Origin of the sequence: Chitinophaga sp. H8 (assembly GCF_040567655.1) — a bacterium.
GTDB classification, from domain to species: domain Bacteria; phylum Bacteroidota; class Bacteroidia; order Chitinophagales; family Chitinophagaceae; genus Chitinophaga; species Chitinophaga defluvii.
The window spans coordinates 48,394-66,254 of sequence record NZ_JBEXAC010000001.1 but is presented as its reverse complement, the minus strand read 5'-3'; the positions used below and the strand labels follow the sequence as shown (position 1 = coordinate 66,254).

General features: G+C 45.7%; 11 protein-coding genes. 1 reads left to right on the top strand and 10 read right to left on the bottom strand.

Annotated features, from left to right (window positions below):
- Positions 1-2: 2 nt before the first annotated feature.
- The 3 genes from argG to ABR189_RS00230 all read right to left on the bottom strand — a co-directional run bounded on the left by argG (position 3) and on the right by ABR189_RS00230 (position 4,701).
- The gene (gene argG, locus ABR189_RS00240) at positions 3-1,196 is read right to left on the bottom strand and encodes an argininosuccinate synthase (protein ID WP_354658418.1); all 1,194 of its coding nucleotides are present in this window, start codon (positions 1,194-1,196) and stop codon (positions 3-5) included.
- Positions 1,197-1,316: 120 nt separating this feature from the next.
- The gene (locus tag ABR189_RS00235) at positions 1,317-2,087 is read right to left on the bottom strand and encodes a GNAT family N-acetyltransferase (protein ID WP_354658417.1); all 771 of its coding nucleotides are present in this window, start codon (positions 2,085-2,087) and stop codon (positions 1,317-1,319) included.
- 526 nt (positions 2,088-2,613) lie between these two features.
- The gene (locus tag ABR189_RS00230) at positions 2,614-4,701 is read right to left on the bottom strand and encodes a discoidin domain-containing protein (RefSeq protein ID WP_354658416.1); all 2,088 of its coding nucleotides are present in this window, start codon (positions 4,699-4,701) and stop codon (positions 2,614-2,616) included.
- A gap of 276 nt (positions 4,702-4,977) precedes the next feature.
- Here ABR189_RS00230 and ABR189_RS00225 point away from each other — a divergent pair, with 276 nt between their 5' ends.
- The gene (locus tag ABR189_RS00225; protein WP_354658415.1) at positions 4,978-6,372 is read left to right on the top strand and encodes a Gfo/Idh/MocA family protein; all 1,395 of its coding nucleotides are present in this window, start codon (positions 4,978-4,980) and stop codon (positions 6,370-6,372) included.
- Positions 6,373-6,642: 270 nt separating this feature from the next.
- Here ABR189_RS00225 and ABR189_RS00220 read toward each other — a convergent pair whose 3' ends face one another.
- From ABR189_RS00220 to ABR189_RS00190, 7 genes are all read right to left on the bottom strand, one after another.
- Positions 6,643-7,776 (bottom strand): redoxin domain-containing protein, encoded by a 1,134-nt coding sequence (locus tag ABR189_RS00220; RefSeq protein WP_354658414.1) that lies wholly within the window; start codon positions 7,774-7,776, stop codon positions 6,643-6,645.
- Positions 7,777-7,797: 21 nt separating this feature from the next.
- On the bottom strand, positions 7,798-9,246 hold the full coding sequence (locus ABR189_RS00215) for a RagB/SusD family nutrient uptake outer membrane protein (RefSeq protein ID WP_354658413.1): 1,449 nt from the start codon (positions 9,244-9,246) through the stop codon (positions 7,798-7,800).
- Positions 9,247-9,266: 20 nt separating this feature from the next.
- Complete coding sequence (locus ABR189_RS00210; protein ID WP_354658412.1) at positions 9,267-12,632, bottom strand: SusC/RagA family TonB-linked outer membrane protein; 3,366 nt, start codon at positions 12,630-12,632, stop codon at positions 9,267-9,269.
- Positions 12,633-12,692: 60 nt separating this feature from the next.
- Positions 12,693-13,850 carry a FecR family protein gene (locus ABR189_RS00205; protein WP_354658411.1) on the bottom strand — a complete coding sequence of 386 codons (1,158 nt, stop codon included), beginning with the start codon at positions 13,848-13,850 and terminating at the stop codon, positions 12,693-12,695.
- Between the two features lie 83 nt (positions 13,851-13,933).
- Positions 13,934-14,536, bottom strand: a complete 603-nt coding sequence (locus tag ABR189_RS00200) for an RNA polymerase sigma factor (protein ID WP_354658410.1) — start codon at positions 14,534-14,536, stop codon at positions 13,934-13,936.
- A gap of 197 nt (positions 14,537-14,733) precedes the next feature.
- Complete coding sequence (galK, locus tag ABR189_RS00195; RefSeq protein WP_354658409.1) at positions 14,734-15,882, bottom strand: galactokinase; 1,149 nt, start codon at positions 15,880-15,882, stop codon at positions 14,734-14,736.
- Between the two features lie 462 nt (positions 15,883-16,344).
- Positions 16,345-17,676, bottom strand: a complete 1,332-nt coding sequence (locus ABR189_RS00190) for a sugar MFS transporter (RefSeq protein ID WP_354658408.1) — start codon at positions 17,674-17,676, stop codon at positions 16,345-16,347.
- Positions 17,677-17,861: the final 185 nt, after the last annotated feature.

Here is a 17,861-nt window from a genome sequence, read left to right as displayed (position 1 = left end):
TTTTATTTTCCACTGTCTGCTATCTGGTGCCAGATCATGGTCTGGTTACCAAATATTTTACTGAAACCTCTCACATCTTCCCCACTCCAGCCACTGTTCATTTCACCATATTTACCAAACTTGCTGCTCATCAGGTCGTAAGGCGATGCAATACCGGTTACCTGGAAGCGGTAAGGCAGCAGGGTAACAAATACTTCTCCGGTTACATGCTGCTGGGTGTTTTCCAGGAAGGCTTCAATATCACGCATTACAGGATCCATGATCTGTCCTTCGTGCAGCCAGTTGCCATAAAATTGCGCCAGCTGATCTTTCCAGGTAAGCTGCCATTTGGTGAGTACATGCTTTTCCAGCGCATGGTGCGCTTTGATGATCACCATAGGCGCGGCAGCTTCAAAGCCTACGCGGCCTTTGATACCGATAATGGTATCTCCTACGTGAATATCCCGGCCAATGGCAAAAGCCCCCGCAATGGCCTGCAGGTGAAAAATAGCATCTGTAGGGTGAGCAAATGTCTGATCATTGACACCTACCAACTCCCCTTTTTCAAATCTCAGCTTTACCTGCTCCGGATCCTGTTTGGTTAACTGTGTCGGAAATGCTTCTTCCGGCAGAAAACCATTGGAGGTCAGCGTTTCTTTACCTCCTACAGAAGTGCCCCAAATCCCCTTATTGATGGAGTACATGGCTTTATCAAAGTTCATCTGCACGCCTTTCGCTTTCAGAAAAGCAATTTCTTCTTCCCGGCTCAGCTTCATATCTCTGATAGGGGTGATGATTTCCACACCGGGAATCATGATATGGAATACCATGTCGAACCGTACCTGGTCATTACCGGCACCGGTACTGCCATGTGCTACAGCATCTGCTCCCATTTCCTTCGCATATTCGGCGATGGCCAGCGCCTGGCTCATACGCTCCGCACTTACGCTCAGCGGATAAGTGTTATTCTTCAACACATTGCCAAATACCAGGTACTTAATCACCTTATCATAATAAGTATGTATGGCATCTACAGCTTTATGACTCTTCACTCCCAGGTTATATGCGCGTTGTTCGATCTCCTGCAATTCTGCTGCTGTAAAACCACCGGTATTCACAATTACAGAATGTACTTCATATCCTTTTTCCTCTGTCAAATACTTTACGCAATAGGAAGTATCAAGCCCTCCGCTAAATCCCAATACTACTTTTTTCATTATGATCAGATTAGGTCTCCTTCCGCCCTTCCGCTACAGGAAGGAATATAAAAGAAGCGTTACAAAAAAATTGATTACAAATATGTTGGATCATGTTGCCCGGCTACTGCCTGGCTGCACTTAAAAATTAAACAGGAAAAACTTTTTCCTTCCACCGCCGCTGCCATCTCTCCTGGTACTTTTCAGCAGTACATATCTTTTAAACCTTACCCATCGTTCAAACAGCTTAAAGTTGCCTTTAAACCGCCGCCGTTTTCTTTCTTCCCGGCCACTGCTGCCTATGCTGGTAACGCTCAGTTTGTTTTTCTCCTCAGCTATCTTTTTTGCTTTCTCCTCTTCTTCTTTGGCTTTTTCAACCGGATCATAGAGCATTGCCGTACACAGACAGTTCTTTCTGCCCTTACCCGTCAGGATGTCAAAGTTAACACAGCTTTGGCAGCCTTTCCAGAATTCTTCATCATCCGTCAGTTCTGAATAGGTAACCGGCTCATATCCGAGGTCAGAGTTGATCTTCATTACTGCCAGCCCCGTAGTTAAGCCAAAGATCTTGGCATCCGGATATTTCTTCCTGGACAGTTCAAATATTTTTACTTTGATAGACTTGGCTACGCCATGTCCTCTGAAGGCAGGGTTAACAATCAACCCGGAATTGGCAACGAATTTTTCGTGGCCCCAGGCTTCAATATAGCAAAAGCCTACCCATTCGCCCTTGTCAGTGACTGCAATAACGGCTTTCCCTTCCATCATTTTAAGCTCCACATAAGCTGGCGAACGCTTGGCTATACCGGTTCCTCTTGCTTTGGCAGATGACTCCATCTCATCGGTGATGGTGTTTGAATAGTGTATATCGTCAGGAGTGGCTACTCTGACAATTATATGTTGATTTTCCAACTTTTTAAATTGAAAACGTGAGTCAATAAATCTTAATTGAAATCCATTTCAGGCAAAACAATGATCGTGGGGAAAATCATTGTGCGACAGCGGGCCATATGACGAACGCTATCAAATCCGGGGTCGTCGGGAAAGATATCTAAAGACATTGAACCCAACAGTATATTCCCCTTCAAATAAAGCAGGATGATATGCGGAGATGTTGGTATGAGTTGCGGTATTTTCCAACTTCAGTTCAGCGTTAAATTGTTATAAAAATTGTCTTTAGTTTAAGATAAATGCAAATTTATAACATTAAATTTTTAAATGTTCGAATTTTTTTTGGGGGATCGTCAAATTTTACAAAACATTAAGAAAAAGCCTACCCTTTGGGTAGGCTTTTTAGCTTTTAGCTGTTGGCTATTAGCTTTTAGCCTCTTCAGGCCACCTGGCTGCTATTGGCTAACTGATAATAACTATTAACCAGGCTTTCCTCGTCCATACAACAAAACACAATAGCCAAAGGCTAAAAGCCAACAGCTAAAAGCTATTTAGTAACCACCCCCAGTTCTGCCACACTAGCCCACTCGTCGGCTTCGTTGGTAGCCCGTTTGGCCACCAGCTTTATAAAGCGGCCTTTCACCGGCTGTTTGAACCGGATGGTTTGTTTTACCGGGTTATTGCGGATATTATCGAAAGCGCCTTGTGCTGCTGCCTGTCCCCAGTTCTTACCATCTTCGCTCACGTAAAAGGCATATTCCTGGATATTGCCACTGTTCAGGTTATCGCGGCGGGGCACATAGGTAAATCCTTTTAATAACAGACTTTCTCCCAGGTCTACCTGCAGCTCATGCGGATAAGCGGCACCCTGCCCTTTTTTATTGGATGCCCAGTAGGTGTCCGCATTGCCGTCGATCGCTTTTTCTGCCTCATGGCCACCTGCTTCCCCATCTTTATGAGCGATAGACCAGCGTGCCGGGGCCACATCAAAATCAGCTACCACTGTATTGCTGGCGGTTTTTCCGTTGTTAATGAATGCTTTAGCTTTCACCACCCCACCTGCAGGCAGGCTGATAGCCCCCGTGTACCGGGCAGACGATACAGTAGGCTCACTGCCATCTGTAGTATAATACAATACAGGATCGGTAGAGGCTGCGGTAATGGTTACCTCACCTGCTTTATTGCGCTTAATTTCCGGCGTAGTCAGTACTTCCGGGGCTTTAAACAGCTGTACTTCAGTGAGCACCGGGCATGCTTTGGCATCCAGGATATTGATACGAACGCGGGAGGTAGTGATATTGGGCAAACGTAAAATGCGTTTATGTCCTATCGTCGTTTCCCTGGCTACTTCCTTAAATGCGTTGCCTTCCCATACTTCTACGGTAAATGCTTTTACCCGCTGGCCCAGCGCAATATATTCCGATACCAGGAAACGGTTAAAGGTAACCGGTTGTTTCAGATCCAGGGTGATAGTAGCCTGTTGTACATTGTCTTCACTGGCCCAGTATGTTTTGCTGTTGCCATCCGTCAGATGGCTGGCTAACACGGCTTTATCCTTCCGTACGTTCGACGCAGTTACTTTGGCACCTTTGGCCAGGTTGGTTTTAAACGTGGCGTCCAGGTTGCTTTTCAGTTCCATTAAGCGGATAGAGTCATTGGCGTGGATCAGCCCTCTCCGGTCTATCGGCACATTCAGGATCAGGTTACCATTACGACCTACGGAACCATAGTAGATATCCAGCAGATGCGGGAGTGTTTTTACTTTGTCATCGGTGGCAGGACTGTAAAACCATCCTGGCCGGATCGACACGTCGCATTCAGCCGGGATCCATTTTTCGCCGTCTTCATTCCCCATATTCAGCACCGGAGCCGGAGGCCCCGCAGCCCCTGGGGCAAAGCCTTCCACATTCAGGGTGCTCCAGTTGGTAGTGCCTGCAATACCATTTTCATTGCCTACCCAGCGGCAACCTGGTCCTACATCACTGAAGATAACTGCATTGGGTTGGTGTTTATATACTACACTGTGAAATAAAGGCCAGTCGTACACCTGCTTTTTGCCCCCTTCTGATTCACCGTTGGCACCATCAAACCATTGCTCAAATACAGGACCGTAGTTGGATAATACCTCTGTTAAAGTATTGGCAAAAACCTGGTTGTAAGTAGGAGTTCCGTACTCAGGATGGTTACGGTCCCAGGGGGAGAGGTATACCCCAAATTTCAGCCCGTACTCTTGACAGGCGGCCGACAGCTCTTTCAGCACATCGCCCTTGCCATCTTTCCAGGCGCTTTCCCGAACGGTATGCGTACTGTATTTACTGGGCCATAAACAAAAGCCATCATGATGTTTTGCGGTCAGTACAATCCCTTTCATCCCGGCCAGCTTGGCGGTACGTGCCCATTGACGGGCATCCAGCTGGGAAGGATTAAACACTTTAGGATCTTCATCCCCATGTCCCCATTCCTTGTCGGTAAAAGTATTGGGGCCGAAATGGATGAACATATAATACTCCATATCCTGCCAGGCAAGTTGTGCTTTGGATGGCAATGCGCCATAAGGCTTAATGGATTGTGCCTGTGTGGCAGCAATGCTGCTGCAAAACAATCCCGCCAGTAAAATGACATTTCTCTTTTTCATGTGCAGTATTATAACAATACAAGTATTTACAAGTGAACTAAAAATACTATTAAATACAGGATAGTTCCAGTGCCGCTAAAATTGATGCAGGGAATGTTAAAATACTACTGCCGGCAGGTGCAGATCGGGAGAATACTATTACATGCCGCCACATCCCAATTCACCGTTAATCACAAAAATGTCAGAAAAAACGGGCTTCATTTGCATTTCACAATTCAAATTATATACATTTAAACCCTCCTTTTATCAAATCATGCACGTTTAAATATTTCAAACATGAGTAAGCAGCAACTGCATCGTAGAAGTTTTATCAAAGGCACGGTAGCGGCAGGAGTGGGTTTATCACTGCTGAATACACCAGCAAAACTGTTTGCCAACGAAAAGAAACCTAAAGTCAGAGTAGGCCTCATAGGCGTTGGGGCAAGGGGTAGCGGGCATCTCAGCCTGTGCCTGCACCGGGAAGATGTAGACGTGATCGCTATTGCCGATCCGGACACGAAATTTGCAGTTCCCAAATGCCGGGAAATCATCAGCAAGGTATATGGTGCTAAAAGAAAAATAGCAGAATATACCAACGGGCCGGAAGATTATCTCAACCTGCTGAAAAGGGACGATATCGATGCAGTCATCATTGCTACTCCCTGGGAATGGCATACCATTCAGGCGGTGGCTGCTTTAAAAGCAGGCAAAACACCTGCTGTGGAAGTATGCGGCGCTGCTGATGTACAGGAATGCTGGCAACTGGTGAACGCCAGCGAAGCTGCTAATATCCAGGTATTTGGTATGGAAAATGTTTGTTACCGCCGCGATGTTATGGCAGTACTGAACATGGCCCGCCAGGGACTATTTGGTGAAATTACCCACCTCCAGGGTGGATACCAGCACGATCTGCGTGGGGTTAAATTCAATGATGGTAAACAATACTACGGTGGTGGGGTGGAATTTGGAGAAAAAGGTCTTTCTGAAGCACACTGGAGAACCAATCACTCCGTACACCGCAACGGCGACCTCTACCCCACACACGGCCTCGGCCCTGTGGGTAATGTGATCAATATGAACCGTGGCAACCGCCTCCTGTCTTTAACATCTGTGGCTACCAAATCACGCGGACTGCATAAATACGTGGTAGATCATGGTGGTGAAAACCACCCTAATGCCAAAGTAGAATTTAAACTGGGCGATATCGTGAGTACCCTCATCCGGACCAGCAACGGTGAAACCATCATGCTATCTCATGATACCAACTCTCCCCGCCCTTATTCCCTCAACTTCCGCGTACAAGGTACCAACGGCTTATGGATGGATGACCAGCAATCTATCTACATAGAAGGGAAAAGTAAACACGACGAATGGGAAAAAACCGGTAGTGAAAATGACCCGGCTTCCTACTTCGGTAAATACGACCACCCACTGTGGAAACGCTTTACCAAAGATGCTGCCGGCGCCGGACATGGTGGTATGGACTGGTATGTGATCAACTCCTTTATCGAGAGTATTAAAAGAGGTGCACCATATGCACTGGACGTTTACGACCTGGCTACCTGGTACGCTATTACTCCACTGAGTGAACAATCCGTAGCAGAAGGTGGCAGCCTGCAATTCATCCCCGACTTCACCCGTGGACGCTGGATGAACCGCAAGCCTATTTTTGCGCTGGATGACCAGTATTAGTAGAGCTGTTAGCCTTTAGCTGTTAGCCTTTAGCTGTTAGCCTTTAGCTGTTAGCCTTTAGCTGTTAGCCTTTAGCTTAAATGCAGCGAATGAAGAAAGCTATTGTGAATTTGTTGAATGATAAATTCAAATACTGCCTAAATAAAAAGTAATTAGCCGTTAGCTTGTCGATAGCCTTAAAAGGCTAAAAGCTAACGGCTAATAGCTAACAGCTCTAATGACAAAACACAATCCATCGCTGCATTTAAGCTAAAGGCTAACAGCTAATAGCTAAAAGCTTTTTTCAAGCATTCTATCCAATTCATCTCCTTCACTGCCATAACGGCCAATGATCATACCTTCCGGGTTGATTAATATCTTAGTAGGCAGTGAATGTATGCCGTATTTCTCACTGATATCCTTATCGCTGGTCTTACCTGCTCTCATCAGGTTACGGTCCATACCACGCAATACATGCCTCCAGGGTAAATCATCTTTTGCGACCGCTTTTTTCCAGGCAGCAGGGTTGCTGTCATCGTCTGATATGCCGATAAATTCTATCCCCTTATCTTTATATTGGGCATACAGTGCTTTCAGATGTGGATTTCCTTTGCGGCAAGGCACGCACCAGCTGGCCCAGAAATCGAGCAGCACATATTTACCTTTGTAGTCTGATAAAGACAACTTTTTTCCGTTGATATCCATAGCAGAAAAGTTGGCGGCCTTACTTCCCGGAGAGCCGTTCCGCAGTTTTCTGATCTCTGCGGCGATTTCCCTGCCACCGGCAGTTTTTTGCAATGCAGGCCCCAGCTTATCATAATATTTTTGCTGGGCTTCGATCGGCAGATCTCCACTATGGAAACGCAGCTGCCATAACGTTACATAGGATTGTGGATGCTGATCAAAAAAACGGTAGTCGGCCTGATCCATTTCTTCAAAAAAAGGTGCCAGCCTTTCCCTGATCTCTGACGCCTTTTCATGATCAGGTTCATCTCTCATAGAATCCAGTTGCAACTTGTATTTTTGTTCAATCCCCTTTTTGATCTGCTCCAGACCACTATATGCAGTCTGCGTAGCAGAACCTGTTAAGGTAGCTTTGCTAAAATCTTCAAATGGCACGGTTAGCTGCATCTTACCAGGTTCCAGGAACAGCATGGTGCCATGTGCTTCATTATAAGGCTCTTCCTTATAATAAAACCGCGCCGCCATTGTATGGGCAATATTTCCACTAAACATAAACTGCCCGTTTTTAACAGCTGCACTGGTATTGATCTGTTTGCCACCCGCACCATCATAACTCAATACCACCACGCCATCCGGCTTGCCTTCCAGGGTGCCTTTAACAGTGAAGTTAGGTTTGGCCTGTGCCAATACCATCTGCGATATACCTGCCCACAACAGCAGCATCAAACTTTTCTTTATCATATAAACTGGTTTAGATAATGATTATGGATTTTGTTCCAGCGAATTGGATACGCCATTGGTTTCGTCCTGGGGTAAAAAATACACTACCCGTTTATCCGTTGGCTTTATGGTGATAAAAGAACCCGGTATACCCGCCTTTCCATAAGTACGTATCATAGGCAGGTTATTGCGCCAAAGATCATCCCGGCGTATCCCCCCTTCAAAAGCAAACTCTATTCTCCGTTCATCCAATACTACCTGCAATACCGTGCTGCGGCCATGCAGCTGGCTGAGAGAGTACAGCTCACTGCCACTCATTCCGGCTCTTTTGCGGATCAGGTTCACATCATCCAGGGCTTCCTGGTTTTTTCCCAGCCGGGCATTCGCTTCCGCACGGTTCAGGTACATCAGTGTCAGGCGGTACAGAGCAGGAGAACTCACCTGCTCTGTTGGATTGGCTACAGGGTTTTGTACAAATTTGGTGGTAAAAGTATACTCATCGCCATCTGCTGTGCGCAATGGCTTATAAAAGCTTTTCCTTACATCCCCACTGCCTTCATCCAGTAAGTCCAGTAAGGGTTTGGATACTGCCGCAAACTTCTCTACGGTGTAGCTCTGGTTGTAATAATAATACCCACTACCGGTACCATCCAGGCTCCTCATACAGAAAATAGTTTCTTTGTCACCGGTACTGTGGTCTGTCGAAAAATACTTTTTATATACATCTCCCTCAGCCAAAGAATACAGGCCACTATTGATCACCATATTGGCATATTCCACCGCCTTGGCAGGATTATCCATATTCAGATAAAGGCTGGAGAGCATGGCAGCTGCTGCATAACGGCTGGCAAAAGCGTTATCTCCGATCTCTGCTTTCATCAGTGGCATGGCCTTTAGCAGGTCGGCTATCATAAAGTCATACACTTCCTTCACTGTATTACGCTTTGCCGGCCTGTCCAGCGGTGCCGCTACTTTATCCACGATTACCACACCCGGATGATTGCCGTTATCCTGTACGTAGGGCCGGCCAAAAATATTGACCAGGGTATAATGCGCCAGCGCCCGCAGGAACAGGTTCTCTCCCTTCAATTGTAAGAGGCGTGTATTCGCATCGTCAGGGATATTATTAATCACATTATTTACCCCCCGCAACAGTTTATACGCTTCTGTATAAACATCTGACGGATTCCGCATAGCCAGGGAATGATTAAAAGAATAGGCCGCAAATTCACGGGTACCACCCGGATCAAATATGCCAGTAGCCTCTACATTATCAGTAGCAGATTCCGTAAGATGATAGTAGGTAGTAATGTAAAATGTACTGTTCATCATGGAGTAATTACCACTGGTAGCCAGGATCAGGTTGCTTTCATTCTCTACAGCCTTGTCAGCATCAATAGAGGTTTCCGGCCTTAGTTCCAGCTTATTATTACACGCCGTGATGGCCAGCATCATACAGAAAGCACTATATAGAAATTTTCTCTTGTTCATACTATTACAGTTAATACGGATCAGAAACTAATACTTAACCCAACGGATACCTTCCGGTTGATAACATACTTGGAAGCATATTCTGCACTTAGCCCGCCAGATTCAGGATCCAATCCGCTGAAGCGGGTAAAGGTGTACAGGTGATCTCCTGAAACAAATAAAGTGGCGCCCTGCATCTTCCAGCGCGATAACCATCTTTCCGGCATATCATAAGAGAGCCGTACATTACGGATCCTGAGATAACTGGCATCTTCCAGGAAACGGGTAGTAGTCCAGCCACTGGCATCTGCATAGCCTACCAGCGTGGCGGCAGGTGCAAAGGCATGATCTCCCGGCCGCTGCCAGCGTGTTTGCCCGTCCGGCAATGCCACATTGTTGGACGTCCTGGAAGCACCATCCATTTCGTAGGCGCCATAACGGGAGCCGCGTATATCATTGAATAATTTCAACCCCGATACATAATCCAGCAATACACTTAAAGTAAATCCCCGGTAGGCAACCGTATTGGAAATACCACCATAAAATTTAGGTTGGGGATTTCCCAGGTACTGCGGAGTGGCTTTGGAAATATCTGTCGTAACACTGCTTTTACCTTGTTCATCTATCATCTCATAAGAAGGTTTCCCCGTTTCAGGATCGGCCCCTTTATACACTAGTCCCCAATAAGACCCTACTGCATAGCCCGGTGCCAGCAGGTTGTTTGTTCCGGTAGTGGGAAATACTTCCGGTACCCCTGTCAGATACAATACTTTATTCCGGTTAAAAGATAAATTCAGATTAGTTGTCCAGTTTACTTTTCCTTTCAGGTTATCGGAATTGATTTCTACTTCCAATCCTTTATTGGAGATCTTACCAATATTCTTTACCACACTGGGTATCCCGCTGGTACCCGCTGCCGGCACTGCACGCAGCAAACTTCCATTGGCTTTATCATAGAGATCTATATTCACATGCAGGCGGTTCCACAAGGCAATATTTACTCCCAGGTTATTCATCCGCTGTACTTCCCAGTGCAGGTCCGGGTTATTAGCCTGACTACCTGGAATAATACCCGGCTGTCCGTTGTACTGATCACTCAGGTAAGTAATAAAATCATACACCCCATAAATATCATAGGCCCCTACCGGATCGGCATTACCGGAAGTACCGTGGCTGAACCGTAAGCGGAGATTGGTAATAGTTTTATTACCTGACAGGAATACTTCATCACTGATGTTCCAGGCAGCACCTATTGAATAGAATGTACCGAATTTATTATTGGCGCCAAACTTGGAAGAGCCATCACTTCTCAGGGATGCCGACAGAAAATAACGGTCTTTATAACTGTAGTTTAACTCTGAGAGGTACGACAGAAAAGCAATTTCCTGAATATCCTCACCGGTCCTGTCTACCTTTCCGGAGGCAATAGAAGTACTGCCGGGGGTAATATCTCTGACAGCTACTGAAGTAAGTTCATTGCGGATATCATTAAACTCCATCCCCGCCAGTCCTTTAATAGCATGCTGTCCTATCCTTTTATTGAAAGAAAGCATGTTGGAAGTAATGTAGTTGATCCGGGTAGAGGCTTGCTGCAAATAAAATCCGCCGGGCCTGTAGGAAGCGCTATCCCTGGGATCTGTATAAAATCCAAACTTACCGAATCCTAAGGTGATCCTGTTGGCACTGGACACACTGAGCCATGGGGTAATATTATACTGTAATTTAGTATCACCGCTGGCCAGGTAGGTTTTATCAAATCCATATTGCCAGGCGGCATCATACAATGGATTATAGGTACTGGAACCACTGTACCAGCCAGCTTCATTAGGCCCTCCTGTTTTATAGCTCCCATCCGGACGACGGGGATTGTCCCAGGGCATCATACCATATAGGTTTGATTGATAGTTGCTTAATCCTGCACTCCTCGATTTAGTAAAAGAGCCATTAAATCCTGTAGTGATGGTGAACTTTGAAGAGGGGGCATATTCCGTATTCACCCGGAGCTGGTATTTATCATACTGGTCTGTAAATGCTACGGGAAGCTCATGATGATAGGTACCCCCTGCATAATATTTGAATTTTTGCGCTCCGCCACTTACAGATAAATTATACCGCTGTATCTGTCCAGTCCGGTACCCTGCTTTTACCCAATCGGTATTATTGGCAAGCGCCTGCTGCTTATCCGGCATTACGGTACCCAGATAATTACGTACATCCGTATCAGTAGCACCGGGATTTTCATTCCGGTAATCATTACCATAGGCCTGTTCCATCAGATCATAACGTTCTGCACTATTCATCATCCTGAACTTGCCAAAGGAAGGTTTTTCCCAGCTGAATACGGATTCAAAATTCACCTTCGGTTTACCGTCTTCGGTGCCGCCTCTTTTAGTGTTGATCAGCAACACACCATTAGCCGCACGTGCACCATACAAAGCAGTGGCTGCCGCATCTTTGAGCAGCGTTACAGACGCCACATCATTGGGACTTACATTGGCTACCCCACCAGCATCCTGGATCAACCCATCGATTACTATCAATGGCTGGGTAGAGCCGGTACCTCCTAATGAACCTACTCCTCTCACGGTAAGATTTACCTCTTCGGCCGGATTACCTCCCACACTGCTTGCATTAAGTCCGGTTATTTTTCCCTGGATATTTTGCAGGATAGAAGCAGAAGTCACATTTTTCAATGCTTCCCCTTTTACGGTAGACAAAGATCCTGTCAGCTCACTGATCTTTTTACTGCTATACCCGGTTACCACTACTTCATTCACCTGTTGTTTACTTTCCTGTAGTGTAACATACAGCATATCATCATTGATAACACTTAGCCGTTGCGGAACAAAACCGGTATATCTCACCTCAATCACGGCAGGCAATGCGACTTCTTTCAACAGAAAATTACCCGCGGCATCTGTCTGTCCTCCCCGCTGGGTACCGCTGATAGCTATGGAAGCACCGGGCATGGGATGTCCCTGCTGATCCTTAACATTTCCCATCACGGTAAAAGTAGTGATCACGGTGTCCTGCAATTGCGAGGGCGCTGGTGTACCTTTTCTCCTTACCACGATCGTTTTTCCATGAATGCTCCAGGCAAGCGGCTGTGCCTTAAAAACGGCAGCCAGTGCCTGTTCCAGGGGCGCATTTTCTACATTTACATCTACCGGTTTGCTTTCATTCAGCAAAGCGATCTGGCAAACATAAAAATACCCTGTTTGCTGTTTGATGCTGTTCAGCACTTCCAATAGCGGCGCCTGTTTTTTGTGCAGTGTTACCTGTTGCGCAAATGCTTCTGCAGATGCCTGTAGTGCAATGAGCAATACCAATATCCATACAAACTTGGTTGATAGCCGGGACATACGGCTTCCCTTCAGGTCAATGCTGACCATGCGATTTTTCTCCATAAGTGCTCGCCTCGTTTTTGGTTGGTTCTTAAAAATTAATGGCTGATAAAAAATATAGTATTACGGTGTGACAATAATCTGTTTTCCTACTACCTTAAAATGTAAACTCCCTGTTAATTCCAATGTTTTCAATACATCCGCTATATCTTCACTGCGCGAAATAGTACCTATATATGACTGTCCGGCCACATTGCCTTCGTACAATACTTTTACGTCATACCATCTTTCTATCTGGCGCATAATTGCTCCTATGCTGCCATTAAACTCAAAGCGTCCTTCCTTCCAGGCCGTTATCCTGGCAATATCCGCCGGCTGAATTTCCATAGGCTGATTGTCTTTGATGATCACCTGCTGACCAATGGCGGGCATTTTACGTGCTGCTCCCCTTTGTACCGCTACGGCTCCCTGTACCAGGGTGGCACTGATAGCCGGTTCGTTATCATATGCCATGATATTGAATTGTGTACCAAGCACCTGTACTTCAACATCCTGTACACGTACCAGGAAAGGACGGGCTGCTCCCGGTGCAATATCAAAAAAAACTTCTCCGGTCATTGCTACTACCCGCTTATTATCTGTAAAGGCGGAAGGGAAACGTAATGACGATCCTGCGTTTAACCATGCACGTGACCCATCCGGCAGTACTACCGCATACTGCCCCCCTGCAGGTGTAATCACTGTATTATACCTTACCTCACCTGATGCTGCATTTTTATTAAAGACCAGCTGGCCGCTATCTGCCAGCAGCTGCGCGTTGGTATGACTGGCAATGCTGGTGCTGTCTGCATGTCCAAGGGCAAGGCTGGTACCATCGTCCAGTACCAACGTGGCCTGGTTACTTCCCGGAACAATCTTCCCGGCTTCCTGCAAAGTGATATCAGGACCGGATGCTTTACGCGACTGGCTAAAAAACCAACCAGCTATTATCACACCTACTACACAGGCTGCGGCAGCTACCCATTTCCAGCGCTGCAACTTCCGTAACTTTGCAGGCGGCGCCTGGGTAAGGATGGCTTTCAGCACATCTGCTGCGGCAGTTTCATCCATATGGTGTACTGGTGGGGTATCCTGTATCAGCTGCTGTAAGGCTGCTTCCACCTCCCCATCATTTACCTCCTGGCTGAGCAGCATCCACAACTCTTCCCGCTCTCCCGCTGTACAGGTATCATTGGCATACGCCCGCAATAAATATGTGATACGGCTTTCCTGCATACTCATGAATAACAATCGGCACCCGTTTAATATAGTGCCTGTATACTAAAGACAACCGGCTGAGCATTCCGGGTTACCTCCTTAAAAAATTATTTTCTTTCTTCCAGATAGAGTAGGATCAGTGCAACAAATATATCCAATCTTGACAGACAATAGGCCCTGATGGCACGCATGGCCCTGGCCAGATGAATTTTTACCGTTTCGGGGGATAGTCCCAGCCGGGCAGCTACTTCTTCCCGCTTCAATCCCTGTTCTTTACTAAGTCTATATACCTGTTGCTGCTGAGTAGGCAACTGGTTCACTGCCTGCTGCAATAAATCGCGGTAAGCTTTATTTTCCAGAAAATCGTCCGGAGCAGGAAACGGATGTTGCGGCTGGTGTGACAATTTATCCACCGCCATCTCATGTAAGGCCTGCCGCTTCAGCAGGTTAAAAATATGATTACGGGTAACTATAAAAAGATAATCTTTAAAGGACTGGGCTTCCCGGAGCGATGCACGTTTCAGCCATAACTTCATAAAAACATCCTGTACCGTCTCTTCCGCCAGGGCAACCGACTTGGTAAGGCTATAGGCAATGGAGTAAATTTTATCTTTATAAAATCCATACAACGTAGCGAAAGCTGCTTCATTCCCTTCCGACAGTTGTTTTAACAACTCCTGCTCATTATATAAATGGTTTTCTTCTTTCAATGATGCAACATTGTGGATTTATCCCACAATAATAATAAAAAGCTGTTAGCTATTAGCAGTTAGCTGTTAGCTTAAATGCAGCGAAGGATTGTCATTAGAGCTGTTAGCCTTTAGCTTAATGCAGCGGGTAAATAAAACAGGTGGTAGCCTTTTAGTTTACAGGTAGCCTTAAAAGGCTAAAAGCTAACAGCCAACAGCTAATAGCTATTTATGCTAGTTCCTGCTTCAATAGTCGTTACATATACTTCCGGTACTTTTCCAAATTGCTGCTGATAGGCGCTTTGCATATAGGTAATATATTCCGTTACATGGCTGGATTGTACCAGGTTGATGGTACAACCACCAAATCCGCCGCCCATCATTCTTGCCCCAGCCACTTCAGGTCTTGTTCTTGCCAGTGTTACCAGGTAATCCAGTTCGGGGCAGCTCACTTCATAGAGCTTGCTAAGTCCTTCATGGGTAGCATACATCAGTTGGCCAAAGCTGTTCAGGTCACCTTGCTGTAACAAAGTACAGGCCCGGGGTACCCGTTCAATTTCTGCTATCACGAATGCACAGCGTTTATAAATTACTTCACTGATATGGTCCTTTACTGCTTCCAGCATCGTCATATCAGCATCCCGGAGAGATTGTACCTGTGGATATAGTGCCTGCATCGCTTTTACACCAGCCTCACATTGCTGGCGGCGGGTATTATATTCGGAAGAAGCCAGGGAGTGATGCACCATGGAATTACAGAGTACCACTTTATAGTCCGGGAAATCAAAAGGATAATAAGTATAGTCCAGGCTGCGGCAGTCCAGCAGCATTACCTGGTCTTTTTTGCCATGGAGATTGGCAAACTGGTCCATAATCCCGCATTTTACACCAGGAAAGGTATGTTCTGCCAGCTGACCGATGCGGGCCATCTCCATCCGGTCCAGTCCAAAGCCCATCAGGTGATCCAATGCAGCTACCAGTCCCCCTTCTACTGCTGCCGAAGAAGACATCCCCGCACCAATGGGAATATCCCCATCTACCACACAATCAAAACCAGCCACCGGCAATCCCCGCTTTTGTAGCTGATCCACCACTCCCATCAGGTAATTGATCCATCCCCGGGTAGGTTTTACATCTTTCAGGTCAAAAGTTACCGCTTCCTTGTTAAAAGCGGCAAAAGCATGGCATTGGTCTGTACCATTCAGTGCAATGGCGTAAATAATCTTTTTATCGATAGCTGCCGGTAGTACAAACCCGTTATTATAATCAGTATGCTCTCCTATCAGATTGATTCGTCCTGGCGAAGTAACTATTAAAGGTTGCTGATGGTATAATGCTATGAATTGCTCCCTGGCCCGATTGATCATCTAAATAAATTATTAAATGTAAATTTTACACCTAAAAATATACAAAAAAATATTCCGGTTATAATTTTTATAAAAATAACCAGGTATCAGCCCCGTGGTGCAGCCTGTCATAATTGATCAATCATACAGGAATAACCCATAGATGAACCAGAGTTATTCCGGAGATATCCCATAGATATCCCGACTACGCATATTGTCGGGATATATACGGGATATATACGGGACATATACGGGATATATACGGGATATCCCTATGGAACCATAGATTCATGGCTGGTTTTACCCTGAAAAAAGGTATTGGCAGGTCTGATCCTGCTATAGGTTTACAGCTGTTGTTAATAAATCCTGATTGGAGTTTACAACCACATATAGGGAACTATTCCCTTCCGGTGGCGCACAAAAAAAGGCCGCCTCCCGGAGGAGACAGCCCTTTGGTATCTTTTATCTGATAGTAGCGTATTATTATTTTGCGGTCCGCTTACCTACTTTATAACCAGCAACAGCATAGTACAGAATGTAAACATAGCAAGGCACCATGCAATACAGGAATGCTTTTCTGAAGTCCATGGTATCGCTGTACAGGAATGACAGCAAACCTTCGTGGTCAAACATGCTGCTGTAGATCTGTGGCAGGATGGCACCACCCGCAATACACATTACCAGTAAAGCAGAAGCGATTTTGGTAAAACGACCCAGACCATCAATCGCCAGCGGGAAGATAGCAGGCCACATCAATGCGTTGGCCAATCCCAATAAAGCGATAAAGGTTACAGAAGCATAGCCATGGGTAACATAGGCACCTATCGTAAATACGATTCCTAAAGCCGCAGAAATCCGCAAACTCATTTGTTGGGAAATGATCTTTGGAATGGTAGCAATACCTGCTATATAACCTACCAGCATCGCCAGCAAAGTAAAGGTGGTAAAGTACTTCGTTTGGTCCAGGCTCATACCGAGCGATTTACCATATACACCGATTACATCCCCTGCCATTACTTCCACACCCACATACAGGAACAAGCAAAGCAGGCCCAGCAACAGGTGAGGGAATTGAAATACGCTGGTTTTGCCGGAAGTAGCTGCTGCGGTAGCTTCATCTTCTACATCAGCATCAATTTCAGGTAAAGAAGAACGGCTGATAAAGAAAGCCAGTAATATCAATACCACTGCAATCACAATGTAAGGCATGATCACCCTGGATGCCAGGCTGTCCAGCAATACTGCTTTTGCATCATGGTCTGTAGTAGCAGCGATCTGGGCTTCCAGTTCAGAAGCACCTTTTAATACGATTGCACTCAGGATCAGCGGACTGATAGCACCTGCGGTTTTATTACAGATCCCCATGATACTGATACGCTTGGCAGCGCTGTCAATAGGCCCGATAATACTGATGTACGGATTGGAAGCCGTTTGCAGCAGGGAAAGTCCCGCCCCCTGGATAAATAATCCGGTTAAGAACATCGGAAAGCTACGTGCATTAGCCGCAGGGATAAAAACAAGCGAACCCACTGCCATCACTAACAAACCTAACGCCATCCCATTCTTGAACCCTGTTTTGTTCAATATGAACGAAGAAGGGATAGAAAGGAAGAAGTACGCCATGTAAAAAGCGAAAGTAACCAGCAATGCCTGGGAAACACTCAGCTCACAGGCAATTTTAAAGAAGGGAATCAGGGCGCCGTTTAACCAGGTAACAAAACCGAAAACGAAGAACAGCATGCCAATAATAGACATCGCCTGTGTGTAATTGGTTGATTTTCCGGCAATGGCTTGTGTCGCGGTGGATGTGGACATAAGTTATTTAAATTTTACATAAAGGTTTTAATACAGGAAAACGCGAACATAAAAAAACTATTCTTATATTTTATAAATATCTTAGCTAAAACGTTTTTGCATATAAAAAAAAGAAGGCAAAGAATCGGATTTATTTGAAATTCCTTAAAAATAAATTATACATTTATCCGGCAAATTATCACAAT